The organism is Streptomyces endocoffeicus (assembly GCF_016741935.1).
GTDB classification, from domain to species: Bacteria; Actinomycetota; Actinomycetes; order Streptomycetales; family Streptomycetaceae; genus Streptomyces; species Streptomyces endocoffeicus.
Map to the genome: position 1 here is coordinate 529,067 of NZ_JAERRG010000002.1, position 16,518 is coordinate 545,584.

Genomic DNA, 16,518 nt, shown 5'->3' on the forward strand with positions numbered 1-16,518 from the left:
TGGTCAGTGCCGGAAGCCGCCACCGCAGCGTCCACCGCCAGACGGACCCCGCCGCACCTTCACGCGCGAGCCGCGCGGCGGCGCTCTTCGCCACGGCCTCGTCGGCGCCTCGGGCGTCCCCGGCGGCGGTCGGGTCCATCGCTCTGGGCAGCAGGGACGGACCGAAGGGCACAGCGGGGTCGGCTGTGGCGGCGGAGGAGGTACGGAACGAGAAGCCGCCCAAGAAGCCGCCCAAGAAGCCGCCCGAGGAGGGGCACGAGGAGGGGCACGAGAACAGGCCCGAGGACAGACACGAGAACAGGCCCGAGGACAGACACGAGGACGGGCACGAGGACGGGCACGAGGGGCCTGAGAACGCGTCCGAGAACGCTCCGCTGCGCAGACGCGACCGGACGGGGCTGGCCCTGCGCGAGCGGCTGCCGGTGTGGCTTCAGCTGCGCTGCGGCATGGAGCTGAAGACGGCCGCCGCCCTGGCGGTCGCCCTGCTCACCGCGGTGGCCTTCGCGGCCTACCACTTCTGGACCGGCCGTCCCCAGACCGTGCGCGCCCCGGACCCGGAGCCCCCGCGCGCCGCACCCTCCGAACCCGGCCCCACGCCGGGCGGGCAGCTCACCGCATCCGGCGGCGGCCGGACGGTCGTGGTGGATGTGACGGGCAAGGTCCGCCGCCCCGGCCTGCGCAAACTGCCGCCCGGGGCGAGGGTCGCCGACGCGCTGGAAGCGGCGGGCGGGGCACGGCCGGGCGCCGACCTGAGCGGGCTGAACCGGGCTCGCCCACTGGTGGACGGGGAACAGATCGTGGTCGGCTCCCCCGCGGCCGGACCACCGGCGCCGGGCGCGGCGGCCAGTGGCTCGAACGCACCCAACGCACCCAACGCACCCAACGGGCCAAACGCACCCAACGCACCGGCTGGGCCTGGAGCACCGGCCGGGCCGGGGGCACCCGGTGGGTCGGTCAGCCTCAACTCCGCGACCGCCGAACAGCTCGACACCCTCCCGGGAGTCGGCCCCGTCCTGGCCCGGCACATCATCGACTACCGCACCCAGCACGGAGGTTTCCGCTCCATCGATGAACTCCGCGAGGTGAACGGCATCGGCGAGCGACGGTTCGCCGACCTGCGCCCGCTGGTCCAGCCATGACGTCCGAGCGGCCCCCGCGCACCCGTGCCCCGGTCCATGCCGCGGCCGCGTCCCCGCGCGGCGCGTCACACCCACGCCAGGAGGGCCCACCCGACCTTCGCCTCGTACCCCCGGCCCTGGCCGCCTGGGCAGCCGCGGCACTGGCCCTGGACGCACCGCCCCTAGCGGTGGCCCTCGCCTGCACAGCAGCCACCCTCGTGGCGGCGGCCCTGCTCCTCCGGATCCGCCGACGAGCCCCGACACCGGACGGCCGATGCCACCGCCCAGCCCGCCCCCGACGCAGACCGGCCGCGCCCTCGCCGGCACAGCACCCGGAAGGCCTCAACCTGTCCGGGTGGCAGGCCACTTCACCGCCACGCGCTGTCGCCTGGCGTGGGCGCCGTATGGGGGGAGCGGTGGCGGCATCGCTGTTGTGCGGGGCCGCCGCGGGGGCGGTCGCCGGGCTGCACGGGGCGGATGTACATCGCGGCCCCGTCCCCGCCCTTGCCCGGGGGTACGCGGAGGCCACCGCCGAGGTGACGGTTACGGGGGACCCACGGCTCACCCGGCCGCGGGTGCGGGGCGCGGCGCTCGCGCCGGCGTCCGTGGTCCTCGAGGCGGAGGCCCACCGGGTCACCGGCGCCGGTGGTACTACGACCACCACCCGCACCCCCGTCCTGGTCACGGTCCACCCAAGGTCCGGCAAGGAGCGGACGGCCTGGCTCGGGCTGCTGCCGTCCACACGTCTGCGCGTCCACGGCCGCCTGGCGCCGCCGCTGCGCGGCGGGGACCGTATCGCGGCCGTAGTGCGTGTAAGCGGCGGGCCCCCGAGGGTCACGGGTCCGCCCAGCGCGGTCCAGCGGTTCGCCGGGCGGCTGCGCGCCGGGCTGCGCACCGCGACCGACGGACTCTCCCCGGACGCGCGAGCGCTGCTCCCGGCGCTGGTCGTGGGGGACACCTCACGGGTGTCGCCCGAACTGGACGAGGCGTTCCGGGCCACGGACATGCTGCACCTCATGGCCGTCTCCGGCAGCAATCTGACGCTCGTGCTCGCACTGCTCACGGGTCCGCCGCAGCTGGCCGGGCGGGCCGAGCGGCGCGGTCTCGCGGGCGCGCTCGGCATCCGGCTGCGGACCACCGCCCTCCTCGGCGGCGGGCTCACGCTCGCCTTCGTCATCGTCTGCAGACCCGAGCCCAGTGTGCTGCGCGCCGCCGCCTGCGGCCTGATCACGCTGCTCGCCCTCGGCACCGGCCGCCGCCGCTCCCTGCTCCCGGCCCTGGCCGCCGCCGTCCTCGCGCTGGTGCTCTACGACCCCTGGCTGGCCCGGAGCTATGGCTTCGTGCTCTCCGTGCTGGCCACCGGCGCCCTGCTCACCATCGCGCCGGGATGGAGCGCGGCCCTCCAGCGCCGTGGCGTACCGCCCCGAGTGGCCGAGGCGCTGGCGGCCGCCGCCGCGGCCCAGGCGGTCTGCGCACCGGTCGTCGTGGTGATGGCCGCGCGAGTGAGCCTGGTCGCCATCCCGTGCAACCTCATCGCCGAGGTGGCGGTGGCCCCCGCCACCACCCTCGGCTTCGCCGCGCTCGCGGCAGCCGCCGTCGCGCCGCCGCTCGCCCAGTGGATCGCCTGGCCGGCGGGCTGGCCCGCCGAGTGGATCGCCCAGGTGGCCCGGACCGGCGCGGCACTCCCCGGGGCCGAGGCGGACTGGCCGGACGGCTGGACCGGCGCGCTCCTGCTGGCCGCCGTAACTCCGGCCTTGGTCCTCGCGGGCCGCCGACTGCTGCGCCACCGCCTGCTGTGCGCCGTATGCGCGCTACTGGTGCTGCTGGCCGTCGTACGCCCGGCACCTCTGGCCCGGGTCATCACCGGCTGGCCACCGCCCGGTTGGCGGATGGTGGCGTGCGATGTCGGACAAGGCGACGCCCTGGTCCTGGCCGCGGGCCCCGGCGCGGCCGTCGTCGTGGACACCGGCCCCGAGCCACGAGCCGTCGACCGCTGCCTGCGTTCCCTGGGCGTCGTCCGGATCCCGCTCCTGATCCTGACCCACTTTCACGCTGATCACGTCGCCGGGCTGACCGGTGCGTTACGCGGCCGCGCGGTCGGCGCGATCGAAACGACCGCCCTGGAAGAACCACCGGGCCAGGCCGAGTCCGTACGCCGCGCGGCCCGGTCGGCGCATATCCCGGTCATCCCGGCGCGGCCGGGGGAACGACGACGCTTCGGCCCGCTGTCCTGGCAGGTCCTCTGGCCCGCCCAGCCACCCGCCCCGGCCGCGGCCGAGGGGCCGAACGACGCGAGCGTCACCCTCCTCGTCCGCACGGCGGGCCTGACCCTGCTCCTCCTGGGCGACCTCGAACCCCCCGCCCAGCAAGCCCTGCTGACGACGCACCCCGCCCTTCCCGAGATCGACGTTCTCAAGGTCGCCCACCATGGCTCGGCCTACCAGGACCCACAGCTGCTCCGACACCTCAGCCCCCGCCTGGCCCTGATCTCCTGCGGCGCCGACAACCCCTACGGTCACCCATCGCCCCGCACCATCGCCTCCCTACGTGCCCAGGGCGCCGCCGTACTGCGCACCGACACCGACGGCCCCATCGCGGTCACGCGCGACCGGGGCCTGCGCGCGGTCCTCGGCGGCCGAGGAGGGGCCGCGTGACGCTTCGCCTGAAACACCCCGACCACGTCAGGACTGGGCGGTTTCGGCCGCGAGCAGGGCGCCAGAGGTCTTCCCCTCGGCCCTGGCGCCTCACTCATGTCCGCGGCATGCGTCAGTCAGTGGTGGTGGCCGTGGCGGCCGAGGGTCTCCACGGGGGTCGCGCCGGGGCGGGTCCACTGCGGCACGGGGCGGCTGGTCGGCCCCCAGGTGGGGTTCCCGTCCGCGTCCGAGCGCCAGGACCAGCACGGGTCGCGCCCCTCGGACCGGCCCTCGGGGTTGTCCTCCCACGCCTCGCCGCGGCCGTAGGGCGTCATGTCGAGCAGGCCGAGGGACCCGTTCACCCGCTCGTTGCCGCGGCCCGTCGTGGAGTAGGTGAGGAACACGCGGTCGCCGTCGCGCAGGTAGCAGGTGAGATAACCCATGTGGCCGCCGGCCGGCCCGTCCACGTCGCGCACCGAGTACCAGGGCTGGGTGTAGCCCATGAACTCGACGAAGGAGGCCACCTCGTCCCAGCGGCCCGTGGTCAGGACGGCGAACGAGACGCCGCGCGCGTTGAGGTAATCCGCTTCCTTCAGATGCCAGGCCGTGGTGGTGCAGCCCTCGCACTGCCCCTGGTGCGGTGCGCCGTCGTACCACATGTGCTTGTAGACCACGAGCTCGTCGCGCCCCTGGAACAGGTCCAGGAACGGGACCGGGCCGTCGGGGCCGACGACCTCGACCGTCCCGTCGAACTCCACCATCGGCAGCCGGCGGCGGGCCGCGGCGATGGCGTCGCCCTCACGGGTGTGGGCCTTCTCGCGGACCAGCAGCTCGTCCCGGGCGGCCTGCCAGGTGGCCAGGTCGACCACGGGCGGGCGGCCGGGCGGCGCGGTGGTCGGGTCCGGTGTGGCCGTCATGGTGTCCTCCGTGGTGTCTCGTACCGGGCGGCGTCGTACGGCGTACTACGACGGTCACCAGATGAGACTCCCGGCCCGGCCGGAACTCATCGCGACGGGGGCCGCCCTCAGACGCGGTCCAGGGGGCGGTGGGGTTCGGCGGGGAGCTCGGCTCGGATCAGGTCGCCCGGACGGACGGTGCCGCCCTCCCGCACGATGCTCATGACTCCGGCCTTGCGGATGATGTTTCCGGCCTCGTCGCGGCCGACGACCTGCTTCAGGAGGCCGTTCTGGAAGTGGTCGATCTGCAGGCAGGGGTTGCGGAGGCCGGTGACCTCCAGCACTGCCTCGTCGCCGATGCGCAGCAGGGTGCCGACGGGGAGGGCGAGCAGGTCGATGCCGCGGGTGGTGATGTTTTCCCCGAGGTCACCGGGCAGGACCCGGAAGCCCTCCGCACCGACCTCCGCGAAGAGTTCTTCGTGGATGAGGTGGACCTGGCGCAGATTCGGCTGGGTGGGGTCCTGGGCGACGCGGGAGCGGTGTTTGACCGTCACGCCCGCGTGGACGTCGCCCTCGACGCCGAGGCCGGTGAGCAGGGTGATGCTGTCCCGGTTCGGCTTGGTGAACGAGTACTCGCCGTTGCTGCTGACTGCCGTCACAGTCCCGCTCATCCTCGGAGCCCCCTCTTCCGCGACCACGGTTGGTCAAAACCCTAGTCCCGTACGCTATTCGGCCTCCAGCCAGCCGTCGTACTCGTCCGCGAGCGCGTCCAGCGCCGTCGGGTCCACCCGGCCCACCGGGGCCTCGATCACCACCAGCCACTGGGCGTCCTCGGCGTCGTCCTCGCCCGCCAGGGCGTCCCGCACCAGCTGGGGCTCCTGGGTGATGCCGAAGCGCTCGGGGAGGGCCTGGGCCACCTCCTCCGCCGCGTCGCGGTCGGGGAGCACCAGGATGTGCCGGGCGTGCGGGGAGTGCCGGTCGCCGGTCGGTCCTTCATCGATCACCGGAACATTGTCGGACATCCGGGCGGCGGGGCTGTCGGTGGTCCGTGGGATGCTGGACCGCGATGGCCAGGAAGACGACGACCGACGATCCTCTCGCCCCGGTGACCCTCGCCGTGGGCCAGGAGGAGCTGCTGCTCGACCGCGCCGTGCAGCAGGTGGTGGCGGCCGCCCGCGCGGCCGACCCCGACACCGATGTGCGCGACCTCATGCCCGACGCGCTCCAGCCCGGCACCCTTGCCGAGCTGACCAGCCCCTCGCTTTTCGCGGAGCGCAAGGTCGTGGTGGTGCGCAACGCACAGGATCTGTCGGCCGACACGATCAAGGACGTGAAGGGCTACCTCGGCACCCCCGCCGAGGAGATCACCCTGGTGCTGCTGCACGCGGGCGGGGCCAAGGGCAAGGGGCTGCTCGACGCCGCCCGTAAAGCAGGGGCGCGCGAGGTCGCCTGCCCGAAGATGACCAAGCCCGCCGACCGGCTGGCGTTCGTACGGTCGGAGTTCCGCGCCACCGGCCGGTCCGCCACCCCCGAGGCCTGCCAGGCCCTGGTCGACGCCATCGGGAGCGATCTGCGCGAGCTGGCCAGCGCAGTCTCCCAGCTCGTGGCCGATGTCGAGGGCACGATCGACGAGGCGGTCGTCGCCCGCTACTACACCGGCCGTGCCGAGGCGTCCAGCTTCACCGTCGCCGACCGCGCCGTCGAGGGCCGCGCGGCCGAGGCGCTGGAGGCGCTGCGCTGGGCCGTCTCCACCGGGGTGCCACCGGTGTTGATCACCAGCGCGCTGGCGCAGGGCGTCCGCTCCATCGGCAAGCTGGCCTCCGCGCCGCGCGGCGCCCGCCCCGGCGACCTCGCCCGTGAGCTGGGCATGCCGCCGTGGAAGATCGACCGGGTGCGGCAGCAGATGCGCGGCTGGTCGGCGGACGGCGTGGCGATCGCGCTGCGCGCCGTCGCCGAGGCCGACGCGGGGGTCAAGGGCGGCGGGGACGATCCGGAGTACGCCCTGGAGAAGGCCGTCGTCACGATCGCCCGAGCGGCCCGGGCAGGCCGCCGCTGACCGAGAGCTGGGCCCGTCGCTAACCGAAGGCCCAGCCCCGGGCCCCGGGCGTTGGCCGGGCGTCCGGCCCGTCGCGCACCCTGGTCGCTGTGTGTGGCTTCCTTACCCCTTCATCTTCTCCAGCGTCGCCTTCGCGCTCTTCTTGAGCATCTCGGTGGCCTCTTCCGGGGTCTTGGCCGAGGCGCTGGACGAGGTCGACACATACTCCGACCAGGTCGACTGATAGGTCATCCAGCCGTCCCGCACGGCGAGGATCACATAGGCGCCGGTGTTGGAGGTGCTGCTCTTGCTCTCCTGCCTCACCACATACGCCTCTTCGCCCAGCCCCCTGACCGGGCTCACCCGATAGCTGTAGGTGGACGTCTTCTGGTCCTCGTACGCCCGGTACTGGGCCTCGAACTCGGGGCCGGGGTCGGTCTTCTTGTGCAGCGACGCCGTTGTGTAGAGCCATACCGAGGAGTAGTCGCTGCTGCTCGCGCCGCTCGGCTCGAAGTCGATGTTGCAGGTCATCGAGTCCAGCGCGGGGTTCTCGGAGCTGCTGTGCTGGGGGTTCGACGTCGAGCCGCTCTCGTCCTTCTGCTCGTACCCGGAGTCCTTAAAAGCCTGGGAGTCCGTCGAGCCGCACAGATTGGTCGTATAGCGGTAGCCCGCGAGATCGGCCTCCGCCTCGCTCCCGTCGAAGCCTCCCGTGGCGAACAGCACCCCGGCCCAGACCGCCGAGGCGACGACGGCCCCGCCCAGACCCCACAGCCAGCCCTTGCCGCCGCCCCCGGTCCCGCCCCCGGGGCCCATGGGAGGCACCCCGGGAGGCGTGCCCGGTGCGCCCATCGGGCCGTAGCCGCCGCCCAGCGGGATGGAGGGCATCGTCGGCTGGGCGTACGGATTGTGCTGGGGCGGCTGGGTCTGCGGCGGCTGGGGCTGGGGCGGGACCTGCCCGTACGGACCGGGCGGTGGGCTCGGCGGTGGGCTTTGCCCCGGCCCCTGCGGCGCACTCTGCGCGCTCTGCGCCGGGCTCTGCTGAGGCGGTTGGGGCGGCTGAGGCGGCCCGTACGGATTGGGTGTTTCCCCCGATGTCGACATGACGTGAACATACCCGCATTGAGCGCGAAAGCCCCGCGCTGTCCTTGGGGAAAGGACAGGCGCGGGGCCTTCGTGTCGATCAAGTGCGTCGCACCCGCGTGGCGAACGCAGGCCGCGTGCGACGCGGTGTCGCTGAAGGGGCTGAAGAGGCTCTCGGCTGCCGGTCGGAGCGGGTGAGAGGGACCGCTGTGTCCAAACCGGCCGGAGAGCAGCCCCGGAAGGCGTCAGCCTTCGAGGTCAGCTCCGGAAGGCGTCAGCCCTGGATGCTGGAGACCTGCTGGGCGAGCGCCGACTTCTTGTTGGCGGCGTTGTTCTTGTGCAGAACGCCCTTGCTGACGGCCCTGTCGAGCTTGCGCGAGGCGATGCGGATGGCCTCGGAGGCCTTCGCGGCGTCACCGGCGGCCACGGCCTCGCGGGTGCGGCGGATGGCGGTCTTCAGCTCGGACTTGACCGCCTTGTTGCGCAGGCGCGCCTTCTCGTTCGTCTTGTTGCGCTTGATCTGGGACTTGATGTTCGCCACGTAAAAGCCTTCGCAGGTTCGTTGGGTTTCACTTGCTTCGTGGTGCGTCCGCGCCCATCGAGACGTCCGGGAGGACGTCCACGGAGCCCCCTGCGGAGATGTCCTCGGAGATCTCCGTGAAAGAGGGGGCACGAGACACAGTCGGCCAGGTTACCAGCAGGGTCCATGGCGTCCCAAACCCGGAAGAGGTCGCCGTTCATGGGACCATGGACGGGACTGACCCAATACCGATAACACCGAGTCCCGCCTAGACACAGGACCCTGCGTGCCCGCGACCCCTACCAATGTGCCGGAGCCGAGCCGTACCGACCCGGCTCTGATCCGTAACTTCTGCATCATCGCGCACATCGACCACGGCAAGTCGACGCTCGCCGACCGCATGCTCCAGCTGACCGGTGTGGTTGATCAGCGGCAGATGCGTTCGCAGTACCTCGACCGCATGGACATCGAGCGCGAGCGCGGCATCACGATCAAGTCCCAGGCGGTCCGGCTGCCCTGGGCGCCGACGATGGACGAGGGCGGCGAGTCCGCCACCCACATCCTCAACATGATCGACACCCCCGGCCATGTGGACTTCACCTATGAGGTCTCGCGCTCCCTCGCCGCGTGCGAGGGGTGCATCCTGCTGGTCGACGCGGCCCAGGGCATCGAGGCCCAGACCCTCGCCAACCTCTATCTGGCGATGGAGCACGAGCTCACGATCATCCCGGTCCTCAACAAGATCGACCTGCCCGCCGCCCAGCCCGAGAAGTACGCCGCCGAGCTCGCCCACCTCATCGGCTGCGACCCCTCCGACGTGCTGAAGGTCTCCGCCAAGACCGGCGAGGGCGTGGCCGAGCTGCTGAACCGGGTCGTCCAGCTGGTGCCGGCCCCGGTGGGCGTCCACGACGCTCCCGCCCGCGCGATGATCTTCGACTCCGTCTATGACGCCTACCGGGGCGTCGTGACCTATGTGAAGGTCGTCGACGGCACGCTCAGCAAGCGCGAGCGGATCAGGATGATGTCCACCGGCGCCGCCCATGAGCTGCTGGAGATCGGCACCAACTCGCCGGAGATGACCCCCGCCGATGGCCTGTCCGTGGGCGAGGTGGGCTATCTGATCACCGGTGTGAAGGACGTCCGTCAGTCCAAGGTCGGTGACACGATCACCCAGGTCACAGGCGGTGCGAAGGAGGCTCTGGGCGGCTACAAGGACCCCAAGCCGATGGTGTTCTCGGGGCTGTATCCGCTGGACGGTTCGGACTACCCCGAGCTGCGTGAGGCCCTGGACAAGCTGCAGCTCAACGATGCCGCGCTGGTCTACGAGCCGGAGACCTCGGCCGCGCTCGGCTTCGGCTTCCGCGTCGGCTTCCTCGGGCTGCTGCACCTGGAGGTCATCCGTGAGCGCCTGGAGCGCGAATTCAATCTCGACCTGATCGCCACCGCGCCCAATGTGGTCTATCGGGTGGAGATGGAGGACGGCACCGAGCACACGGTGACCAACCCCAGCGAGTTCCCGGTGGGCAAGATCGACACGGTGCATGAGCCGGTCGTCCGGGGCACCATCCTCGCCCCGAGCGAGTTCATCGGCGCGATCATGGAGCTGTGCCAGAACCGCCGCGGTGTGCTGCTCGGCATGGACTACCTCTCCGAGGACCGGGTCGAGATCCGCTACACCCTGCCGCTCGCCGAGGTCGTCTTCGACTTCTTCGACCAGCTGAAGTCCAAGACCCGCGGCTATGCCTCGCTCGACTACGAACCCACCGGTGAGCAGACCTCCGAGCTGGTCAAGGTCGACATCCTGCTGCACGGCGACAAGGTGGACGCGTTCTCGGCGATCACCCACAAGGACAAGGCGTACGCGTACGGCGTCCGGCTGGTCGCCAAGCTGCGCGAGCTCATCCCGCGGCAGAACTTCGAGGTGCCCATCCAGGCGGCCATCGGCTCCCGGGTGATCGCCCGTGAGACGGTCCGTGCCATCCGTAAGGACGTCCTCGCCAAGTGCTACGGCGGTGACATCTCCCGTAAGCGGAAGCTGCTGGAGAAGCAGAAGGAAGGCAAGAAGCGGATGAAGATGGTCGGCAACGTGGAGGTGCCCCAGGAGGCCTTCATCGCGGTGCTGTCCTCCGACTCCGACGGCAAGGACTCCAAGGCGAAGAAGTAGATCAAGGCCAAGAAGTAGATCAAGGCGAAGAAGAAGTAGATCAAGGCGAAAAAGCAGATATCACCCGCCGGGACGGAAGGAACCGCCCACCGGGGACAGTGTGGTCAGCGGGCCCGGCGTGATGGATGCGCCGGGCCCGCAGCCTTCCGGGGCTTCTCTCGGGCATCTCGTGAGAACAACGTGACCTGACCCCCTTACGCCGTAAGGATTCGGCCCCTACCCTGATCACCTACTTGAAGGTTACTCGCGAGTCACCAAGCAATGATGCGGGCCCCGGAGGATGCCGTGACCGACACACAGAACTTGCTCGAGAACCGGCCGCCGTCCCTGGCGACGCACTTCCTCCAGCGCGTCGAGGCGACACCGGACAAGGAGGCGTACCGGTATCCGGTGCCTCCTGCCTCGGGCACGGGCCCCGCTGAGTGGCGGCCGCTGACCTGGCGGGAAAGCGCGGATCGGGTCTTCGCCATCGCCGCCGGGCTGATCGATCTGGGCATCCGCCCCGAGGAGCGGGTGGCGCTGGCCGCCTCGACCCGCGTGGAGTGGATCCTGGCCGACCTCGGCGTGCTGTGCGCGGGCGCGGCCACCACCACGGTCTACCCGACCACCAACGCCGACGAGACCTCCTTCATCCTCTCCGACTCCGGCAGCCGGGTGCTGATCGCCGAGGACGCGGCGCAGCTCGCCAAGGTGCGGGCGCAGCGCGCGGAACTCCCCGAGCTGGCCCATGTGGTGGTGATCCAGGCCGATGACGCGGTCCCCGCCGCGGACGACCCCGAGGGCTGGGTGCTGTCGCTCACCGAGCTGGAGAAGCGGGGCACGGCCCTGCTGGAACAGCGGCCGGACGCCGTACGGGAGCGGATGGACGCCCTGCGCAGCGATCAGCTGGCGACGCTCATCTACACCTCCGGTACCACCGGGCGCCCCAAGGGCGTACGCCTGGCGCATGACTCCTGGTCGTACATGGCCATTGTGATCGGCAATCAGGACGGACTGCTCTTCCCCGACGATGTGCAGTACCTGTGGCTGCCGCTCGCGCATGTCTTCGGCAAGGTGCTGACGGCGGGGCAGATCTACGTCGGCCACACCACGGCGGTGGACGGCCGGGTCGACAAGATCATCGAAAATCTGCCGGTGGTCCGGCCGACCTATATGTGTGCCGTGCCGCGGATCTTCGAGAAGGTCTACAACGGGGTGGCCCAGCGGGCGCGCGAGGGCGGGGGCGCCCAGTACAAGATCTTCCAGTGGGCGGCCGAGGTCGCCCGGGACTACGCCAGGGTCTCTCAGGACAATTTCCGCCGCACCGGCACCGCCTCCGTGCCCTTCGGCCTCCGGGCCCAGCACGCGGTGGCCGACAAGCTGGTCTACGGCAAGCTGCGCGAGGCGTTCGGCGGCCGGCTGCGGGCCGCGGTGTCCGGCTCCGCCGCGCTCGCGCCCGACATCGGCTACTTCTTCGCGGGCGCCGGGATCAACATCCTGGAGGGCTACGGTCTGACCGAGTCCAGCGCCGCCAGTTTCCTCAACCCGCCGGACTACCGCACCGGTACGGTCGGCAAGGCGTTCCCGGGCCTGGAGGTGCGGTTCGCCGAGGACGGCGAGGTGCTGCTGCGCGGCCCCGGCCTCATGCAGGGCTACCACGGGCTGCCGGAGCTGACCGAGCAGGTGCTGGAGTCCGACGGCTGGTTCCACACCGGGGACATCGGCGAGCTGTCCCCCGACGGCTATCTGCGGATCACCGACCGCAAGAAGGACCTGATCAAGACCTCGGGCGGCAAGTACGTGGCCCCGGCGGAGATCGAGGGCCAGTTCAAGGCGGTGTGCCCGTTCGTCTCCAACATCCTGGTGCACGGCGCCGACCGCAATTACTGCACCGCGCTGATCGCCCTCGACGAGCCCACGATCATGAAGTGGGCGGACGGCCACGGCCTCGGCGGCAAGACCTATGCGGAGGTCATGGACACCGATGAGGTGCGGGAGCTGATCGGCGGCCATGTGCAGCGGCTCAATGACGGGCTGCAGCGCTGGCAGACGATCAAGAAGTTCCGGCTGCTGCCCCGCGATCTGGACGTGGAGCACGGGGAGTTGACGCCCAGCCTGAAGCTCAAGCGCCCGGTCGTCGAGCGCGAGTACAAGGCCCTGATCGAGGACATGTACGCGGGCACGCGAGAGGTTTAACGGGCAAGGATACGACCCCGCACCGGATTTCAGGTTGACCGGCCCGCCGGACACATGAATTTTCCCCTTATCGCGGTTCACTTGCGTAACCCGGTGCATATGAGGGCGGTCCGTCTGTCACTCTGTCCGTGCCGGATACGGTTACGGATACGGCGTTATGACGGAGCTTCTTCAGGAGCCGCACAGTGGGGACGTCATCTTCTGCCACTTCTGGTGGTTCGGTTGAGGGCGGTGGGGTGGTTCTACCGGTCGGGGGTGGGGTCGGCCCCGTCCGTACCAGCGCATCGGCACGCGTCAGCCTGCCCTGCAGTCCGCTCGCGGCCTCGGCCGCGCGCCGGTTCGTCCGTGCCGCCCTCGCCGACTGGGCCGCGCTCGAGGTCCCGGCCGCCGACCGGGTCACCGACCAGGTGGCGGACGAGGCCATACTGCTGGTGAGCGAGCTGGTCACCAACGCGGTGGTGCACGCCGGCACCGCCGTCGAGGTGAGCTGTGCGCTGGATGTGTCGGACCGCGAGGGCGAGCCGCCGTCCCTGGTGGTGGAGGTGACCGATCACCATCCCACCCGGGTGGTGCGCGGCGATCCGCCGGACGCGGACGAGCCGCCGGAGTACGCCGGGGGCCACGGGCTGCGGCTGGTGGCCGAGATCGCCGAGTCCTGGGGGACGACCTACCGGCGGGCGACCAAGTCGGTGTGGTTCCAGATGGCGGTGGCGCCCACGGGCCCGGCCGTCGCGGGCGGCATGGGCTCGGCCTTCATGGACGCCGCGGCTGCCGTGGACGCCATCGATGCCATGGACGCGGTGAACGCGACCGCGGCCGGGCCGGACGGCGGCTTCGGGACGGGGGTCGTCCCCGAGGGCCTGGGGCCCGGCGGTGAAGGCCGTAAGGAGGGCATCGAGGCCGTCGAGATCGTCGCGCCCGCGCAGGGCCTCGTTCCGGTCCGCCGCGACCCCGAGTGGACCCAGCGCGGCGCGCTCGCCTTCCTCGCCGAGGCGTCCGATCTGCTGGCCGGGCAGTTCGACGAGGACATGGTGACCTCGCTCGCCGGACAGCTGCTGGTGCCCCGGCTCGCCGACTGGTGCGCGATCTGGCTCGACTCCACCAGCGGCCCGCCGCGACTGGCCCGGGTCTGGCACGCCAGCGAGGGGCGCATCGAGGGCCTGCGGCAGGTGCTGGAGAAGGAGCCGCCCCATGTGCCCACCGCCGTCCGCGGCAGTGCCGTGGAGTGGCCCTGGCCGGCCGACCCCGCCGCGTACGGGCCCGGCGGCGCGGCCCTCGCGTGCCGGCTGGTGGCGGGCGGCCGTGCGCTCGGCACGCTGCTGCTGGGGCGGGCCGGGCTGGTGCGGATGCCGGCCGAAGTGGTCGGCCTGATCGAGGACTTCGCCCGCCGCGTCGCCCTTGCGCTCGCCTCCGCCCGCCGCTACACCCGGCAGGCGACCATCAGCCGGGTGCTCCAGCGCGGGCTGCTGCCGTCCGTGATCCCGCGGATCCCCGGGGTCGAGTCGGCGGTGGTGTACGAGCCGACCGGCGAGATCTCCGCCGGGGGCGACTTCTACGACGTCTTCCCGGCCGGTGACGGCCGCTGGTGCTTCGTCCTGGGCGACGTCTGCGGGAACGGCCCGGAGGCGGCCGTGGTGACCGGCCTCGTCCGGCCCTGGCTGCGGCTGCTCGCCCGCGAGGGGTACGGCGTGGGAGAGGTCCTGGACCGGCTCAACCAGCTGCTGGGCGAGGAGGCGGTGGAGCAGGCCGTCGAGGGCGCCGCGGAGGCCGTGGTGGCCGGTGTGGAGGCCGTGGGAGGCCCCGCCGGGGTCGTGGAGCTGGTGGACGGCGGTCTGGTCGGAGGCGCGGGGCTGCCGGCGGGCGGCGGGGTCGCGCGGTTCCTGTCGCTGCTGTACGGGGAGCTGGAGCCGCTGGGCGACGGCCTGGGGGTGCGCTGCACGCTGGCCAGTGCGGGACATCCGCTGCCGCTGGTGCTGGGGCCCGACGGCGAGGTGCGGACGGTCGCGGCGCCGCAGATACTGCTGGGCGTCGTGGACGATGTGTCGTACGAGAGTGAATCGTTCGATCTGACGCCCGGGGAAACGCTGCTCTGTGTGACGGACGGGGTGACGGAGCACCGATCGGGCGACCGGCAGTTCGACGACGAGGACGGCCTGGCGGCGGCGTTCGCGCTGTGCGCGGGGCTGAGCGCGCGGCAGGTCGCGGAGCGGGTGCGCCGGGCGGTGGACGAGTTCGCGGCGGAGCCGCCGGACGACGACCTGGCGATGCTGGTCCTGAAGGTGCTCTAGGGAGTATCCGGTGCTCCAGGGGCGTCGGCGGGTCGTGACGCCTGCGGCGGGCCGCTCCCCTCCCCGCCCCTTCCCGAAACTGGGGCCCCGCCCCAGACCCCGGCCCTGGGGTCCCGCCCCAGACCCCGGCCCTGGGGTCCCGCCCCAGACCCCGGACCCGGGGGCTCCACCCCAGACCCCGGATCCGGGGGCTCCACCCCAGCCCCCGGACCCGGGGGCTCCACCCCAGCCCTTCCCGCGGCACCGATATGCGGCTCCGCCGCGTGGTCCGCCGGACACCCCGTAGGCCCGGTCGCCGGGGGCCGTCGCGTCCGGGCACCGTCTCGCGGTCCCGGGTGGCGCCGGTCGTGCCGGACAATGGGGGCATGCCTTCCGTATTGCCTGATGGTGAGCCCATGCCCGAGGACGGCGCACTGCCCGCGAGCGCTTTGGCGGGGGCGGAGCGGCGCCCGCTGGGTTTCTATCTGCATGTGCCGTACTGCGCCACCCGCTGCGGCTACTGCGATTTCAACACCTACACCACCAGTGAGCTGCGCGGTTCCGGCGGGGTGCTCGCCTCGCGGGACAACTACGCCGAGCAGGTCGTCGAGGAGGTACGGCTGGCGCGGAAGGTGCTGGGGGACGACCCGCGGACCGTGGAGACCGTGTTCGTCGGCGGTGGGACCCCGACCCTGCTCGCGGCGGCGGACCTCGGGCGGATGCTCGCGGCGATCCGGGACGAGTTCGGGCTGGCCGAGGGGGCCGAGGTCACGACCGAGGCCAATCCGGAGTCGGTCGATCCGCGGTATCTGGCGGAGCTGCGCGAGGCGGGCTTCAACCGGATCTCCTTCGGGATGCAGAGCGCCCGGCAGCATGTCCTGAAGGTGCTGGACCGTACGCACACCCCGGGGCGCCCGGAGGCGTGTGTGGCCGAGGCGCGGGCGGCCGGATTCGGCCATGTGAACCTGGACCTGATCTACGGGACGCCCGGCGAGAGCGACGCGGACTGGCGGGCCTCCCTGGAGGCGGCCCTGGGGGCGGGCCCGGACCATGTGTCGGCCTATGCGCTGATCGTGGAGGAGGGCACCCAACTGGCGCGGCGGATCCGGCGCGGCGAGGTGCCGATGACCGACGACGATGTGCACGCGGACCGCTATCTGATCGCCGAGGAGACCCTGTCGGCTGCCGGGTTCGCCTGGTACGAGGTCTCCAACTGGGCCACCTCGCCCGCCGGGCGCTGCCGCCACAACGAGCTGTACTGGCGCGGCGCCGACTGGTGGGGCGCGGGCCCCGGCGCGCACAGCCACGTGGGCGGTGTGCGGTGGTGGAACGTGAAGCACCCCGGGGCGTACGCACAGGCCCTGGGCGAGGGCCGGTCGCCCGGCGCGGGCCGGGAGCTGCTGTCCGCCGAGGAGCGCCGGGTGGAGCGGATCCTGCTGGAGCTGCGGCTGGTCGAGGGCTGCCCGCTGGAGCTGCTGCGCCCGGCCGGGGCGGCGGCCGCGGCACGGGCCCTGGAGGACGGCCTGCTGGAGCCGGAGCCGTACGGGCGCGGGCAGGCCGTGCTCACGCTCCGGGGGCGGCTGCTGGCGGACGCGGTGGTGCGGGACCTGGTGGACTGAGGCGGGGCCGT

General features: G+C 72.1%; 12 protein-coding genes. 7 read left to right on the forward strand and 5 right to left on the reverse strand.

What is annotated here, in order from left to right; genetic code table 11:
• The first annotated feature begins 185 nt into the window (after positions 1–185).
• Both JK364_RS55180 and JK364_RS09690 read left to right on the forward strand, forming a co-directional pair.
• On the forward strand, positions 186–1,139 hold the full coding sequence (locus tag JK364_RS55180; RefSeq protein ID WP_307841207.1) for a ComEA family DNA-binding protein: 954 nt from the start codon (positions 186–188) through the stop codon (positions 1,137–1,139).
• Positions 1,136–3,772 (forward strand): ComEC/Rec2 family competence protein, encoded by a 2,637-nt coding sequence (locus JK364_RS09690; protein ID WP_201849615.1) that lies wholly within the window; start codon positions 1,136–1,138, stop codon positions 3,770–3,772. Before JK364_RS55180 ends, JK364_RS09690 begins: the two co-directional genes overlap by 4 nt.
• 116 nt (positions 3,773–3,888) lie before the next feature.
• Here the strand turns inward: JK364_RS09690 and JK364_RS09695 are convergent, their stop codons facing one another.
• From JK364_RS09695 to JK364_RS09705, 3 genes are all read right to left on the reverse strand, one after another.
• Entirely contained in the window at positions 3,889–4,668 is a 780-nt protein-coding gene (locus JK364_RS09695) for a DUF899 family protein (protein WP_201849617.1), read from the reverse strand.
• A 107-nt stretch (positions 4,669–4,775) separates the two neighbouring features.
• Complete coding sequence (locus JK364_RS09700; RefSeq protein WP_201849619.1) at positions 4,776–5,318, reverse strand: MOSC domain-containing protein; 543 nt, start codon at positions 5,316–5,318, stop codon at positions 4,776–4,778.
• A gap of 54 nt (positions 5,319–5,372) precedes the next feature.
• Entirely contained in the window at positions 5,373–5,669 is a 297-nt protein-coding gene (locus JK364_RS09705) for a hypothetical protein (protein ID WP_230991645.1), read from the reverse strand.
• Positions 5,670–5,713: 44 nt separating this feature from the next.
• Between JK364_RS09705 and holA the strand changes: the two genes are divergently transcribed.
• Positions 5,714–6,703: a DNA polymerase III subunit delta gene (gene holA / locus JK364_RS09710; RefSeq protein ID WP_020871375.1), complete on the forward strand. Its 990-nt coding sequence runs from the start codon at positions 5,714–5,716 to the stop codon at positions 6,701–6,703.
• 102 nt (positions 6,704–6,805) lie between these two features.
• Here holA and JK364_RS09715 read toward each other — a convergent pair whose 3' ends face one another.
• Positions 6,806–7,567 carry a hypothetical protein gene (locus JK364_RS09715; RefSeq protein ID WP_201849621.1) on the reverse strand — a complete coding sequence of 254 codons (762 nt, stop codon included), beginning with the start codon at positions 7,565–7,567 and terminating at the stop codon, positions 6,806–6,808.
• A 469-nt stretch (positions 7,568–8,036) separates the two neighbouring features.
• The gene (gene rpsT, locus JK364_RS09720) at positions 8,037–8,303 is read right to left on the reverse strand and encodes a 30S ribosomal protein S20 (protein ID WP_201849623.1); all 267 of its coding nucleotides are present in this window, start codon (positions 8,301–8,303) and stop codon (positions 8,037–8,039) included.
• 265 nt (positions 8,304–8,568) lie between these two features.
• Here rpsT and lepA point away from each other — a divergent pair, with 265 nt between their 5' ends.
• The 4 genes from lepA to hemW all read left to right on the forward strand — a co-directional run bounded on the left by lepA (position 8,569) and on the right by hemW (position 16,507).
• Positions 8,569–10,446 (forward strand): translation elongation factor 4, encoded by a 1,878-nt coding sequence (gene lepA / locus JK364_RS09725; protein WP_201849625.1) that lies wholly within the window; start codon positions 8,569–8,571, stop codon positions 10,444–10,446.
• Positions 10,447–10,731: 285 nt separating this feature from the next.
• Positions 10,732–12,621 carry an AMP-dependent synthetase/ligase gene (locus tag JK364_RS09730; protein ID WP_201849627.1) on the forward strand — a complete coding sequence of 630 codons (1,890 nt, stop codon included), beginning with the start codon at positions 10,732–10,734 and terminating at the stop codon, positions 12,619–12,621.
• A 236-nt stretch (positions 12,622–12,857) separates the two neighbouring features.
• Positions 12,858–14,909, forward strand: a complete 2,052-nt coding sequence (locus tag JK364_RS09735; protein WP_307841208.1) for a SpoIIE family protein phosphatase — start codon at positions 12,858–12,860, stop codon at positions 14,907–14,909.
• A 365-nt stretch (positions 14,910–15,274) separates the two neighbouring features.
• Entirely contained in the window at positions 15,275–16,507 is a 1,233-nt protein-coding gene (gene hemW, locus JK364_RS09740) for a radical SAM family heme chaperone HemW (protein ID WP_201849631.1), read from the forward strand.
• The last annotated feature ends 11 nt before the right edge of the window (positions 16,508–16,518 follow it).

Bases quoted from the DNA above. Each gene is read 5' to 3' on its own strand.
- JK364_RS09690 (WP_201849615.1), top strand. From the start codon at position 1,136: ATGACGTCCGAGCGGCCCCCGCGCACCCGTGCCCCGGTCCATGCCGCG.
- JK364_RS09695 (WP_201849617.1), bottom strand. From the start codon at position 4,668: ATGACGGCCACACCGGACCCGACCACCGCGCCGCCCGGCCGCCCGCCC.
- JK364_RS09700 (WP_201849619.1), bottom strand. From the start codon at position 5,318: ATGAGCGGGACTGTGACGGCAGTCAGCAGCAACGGCGAGTACTCGTTC.
- JK364_RS09705 (WP_230991645.1), bottom strand. From the start codon at position 5,669: ATGTCCGACAATGTTCCGGTGATCGATGAAGGACCGACCGGCGACCGG.
- holA (WP_020871375.1), top strand. From the start codon at position 5,714: ATGGCCAGGAAGACGACGACCGACGATCCTCTCGCCCCGGTGACCCTC.
- JK364_RS09715 (WP_201849621.1), bottom strand. From the start codon at position 7,567: ATGCCCTCCATCCCGCTGGGCGGCGGCTACGGCCCGATGGGCGCACCG.
- hemW (WP_201849631.1), top strand. From the start codon at position 15,275: ATGCCTTCCGTATTGCCTGATGGTGAGCCCATGCCCGAGGACGGCGCA.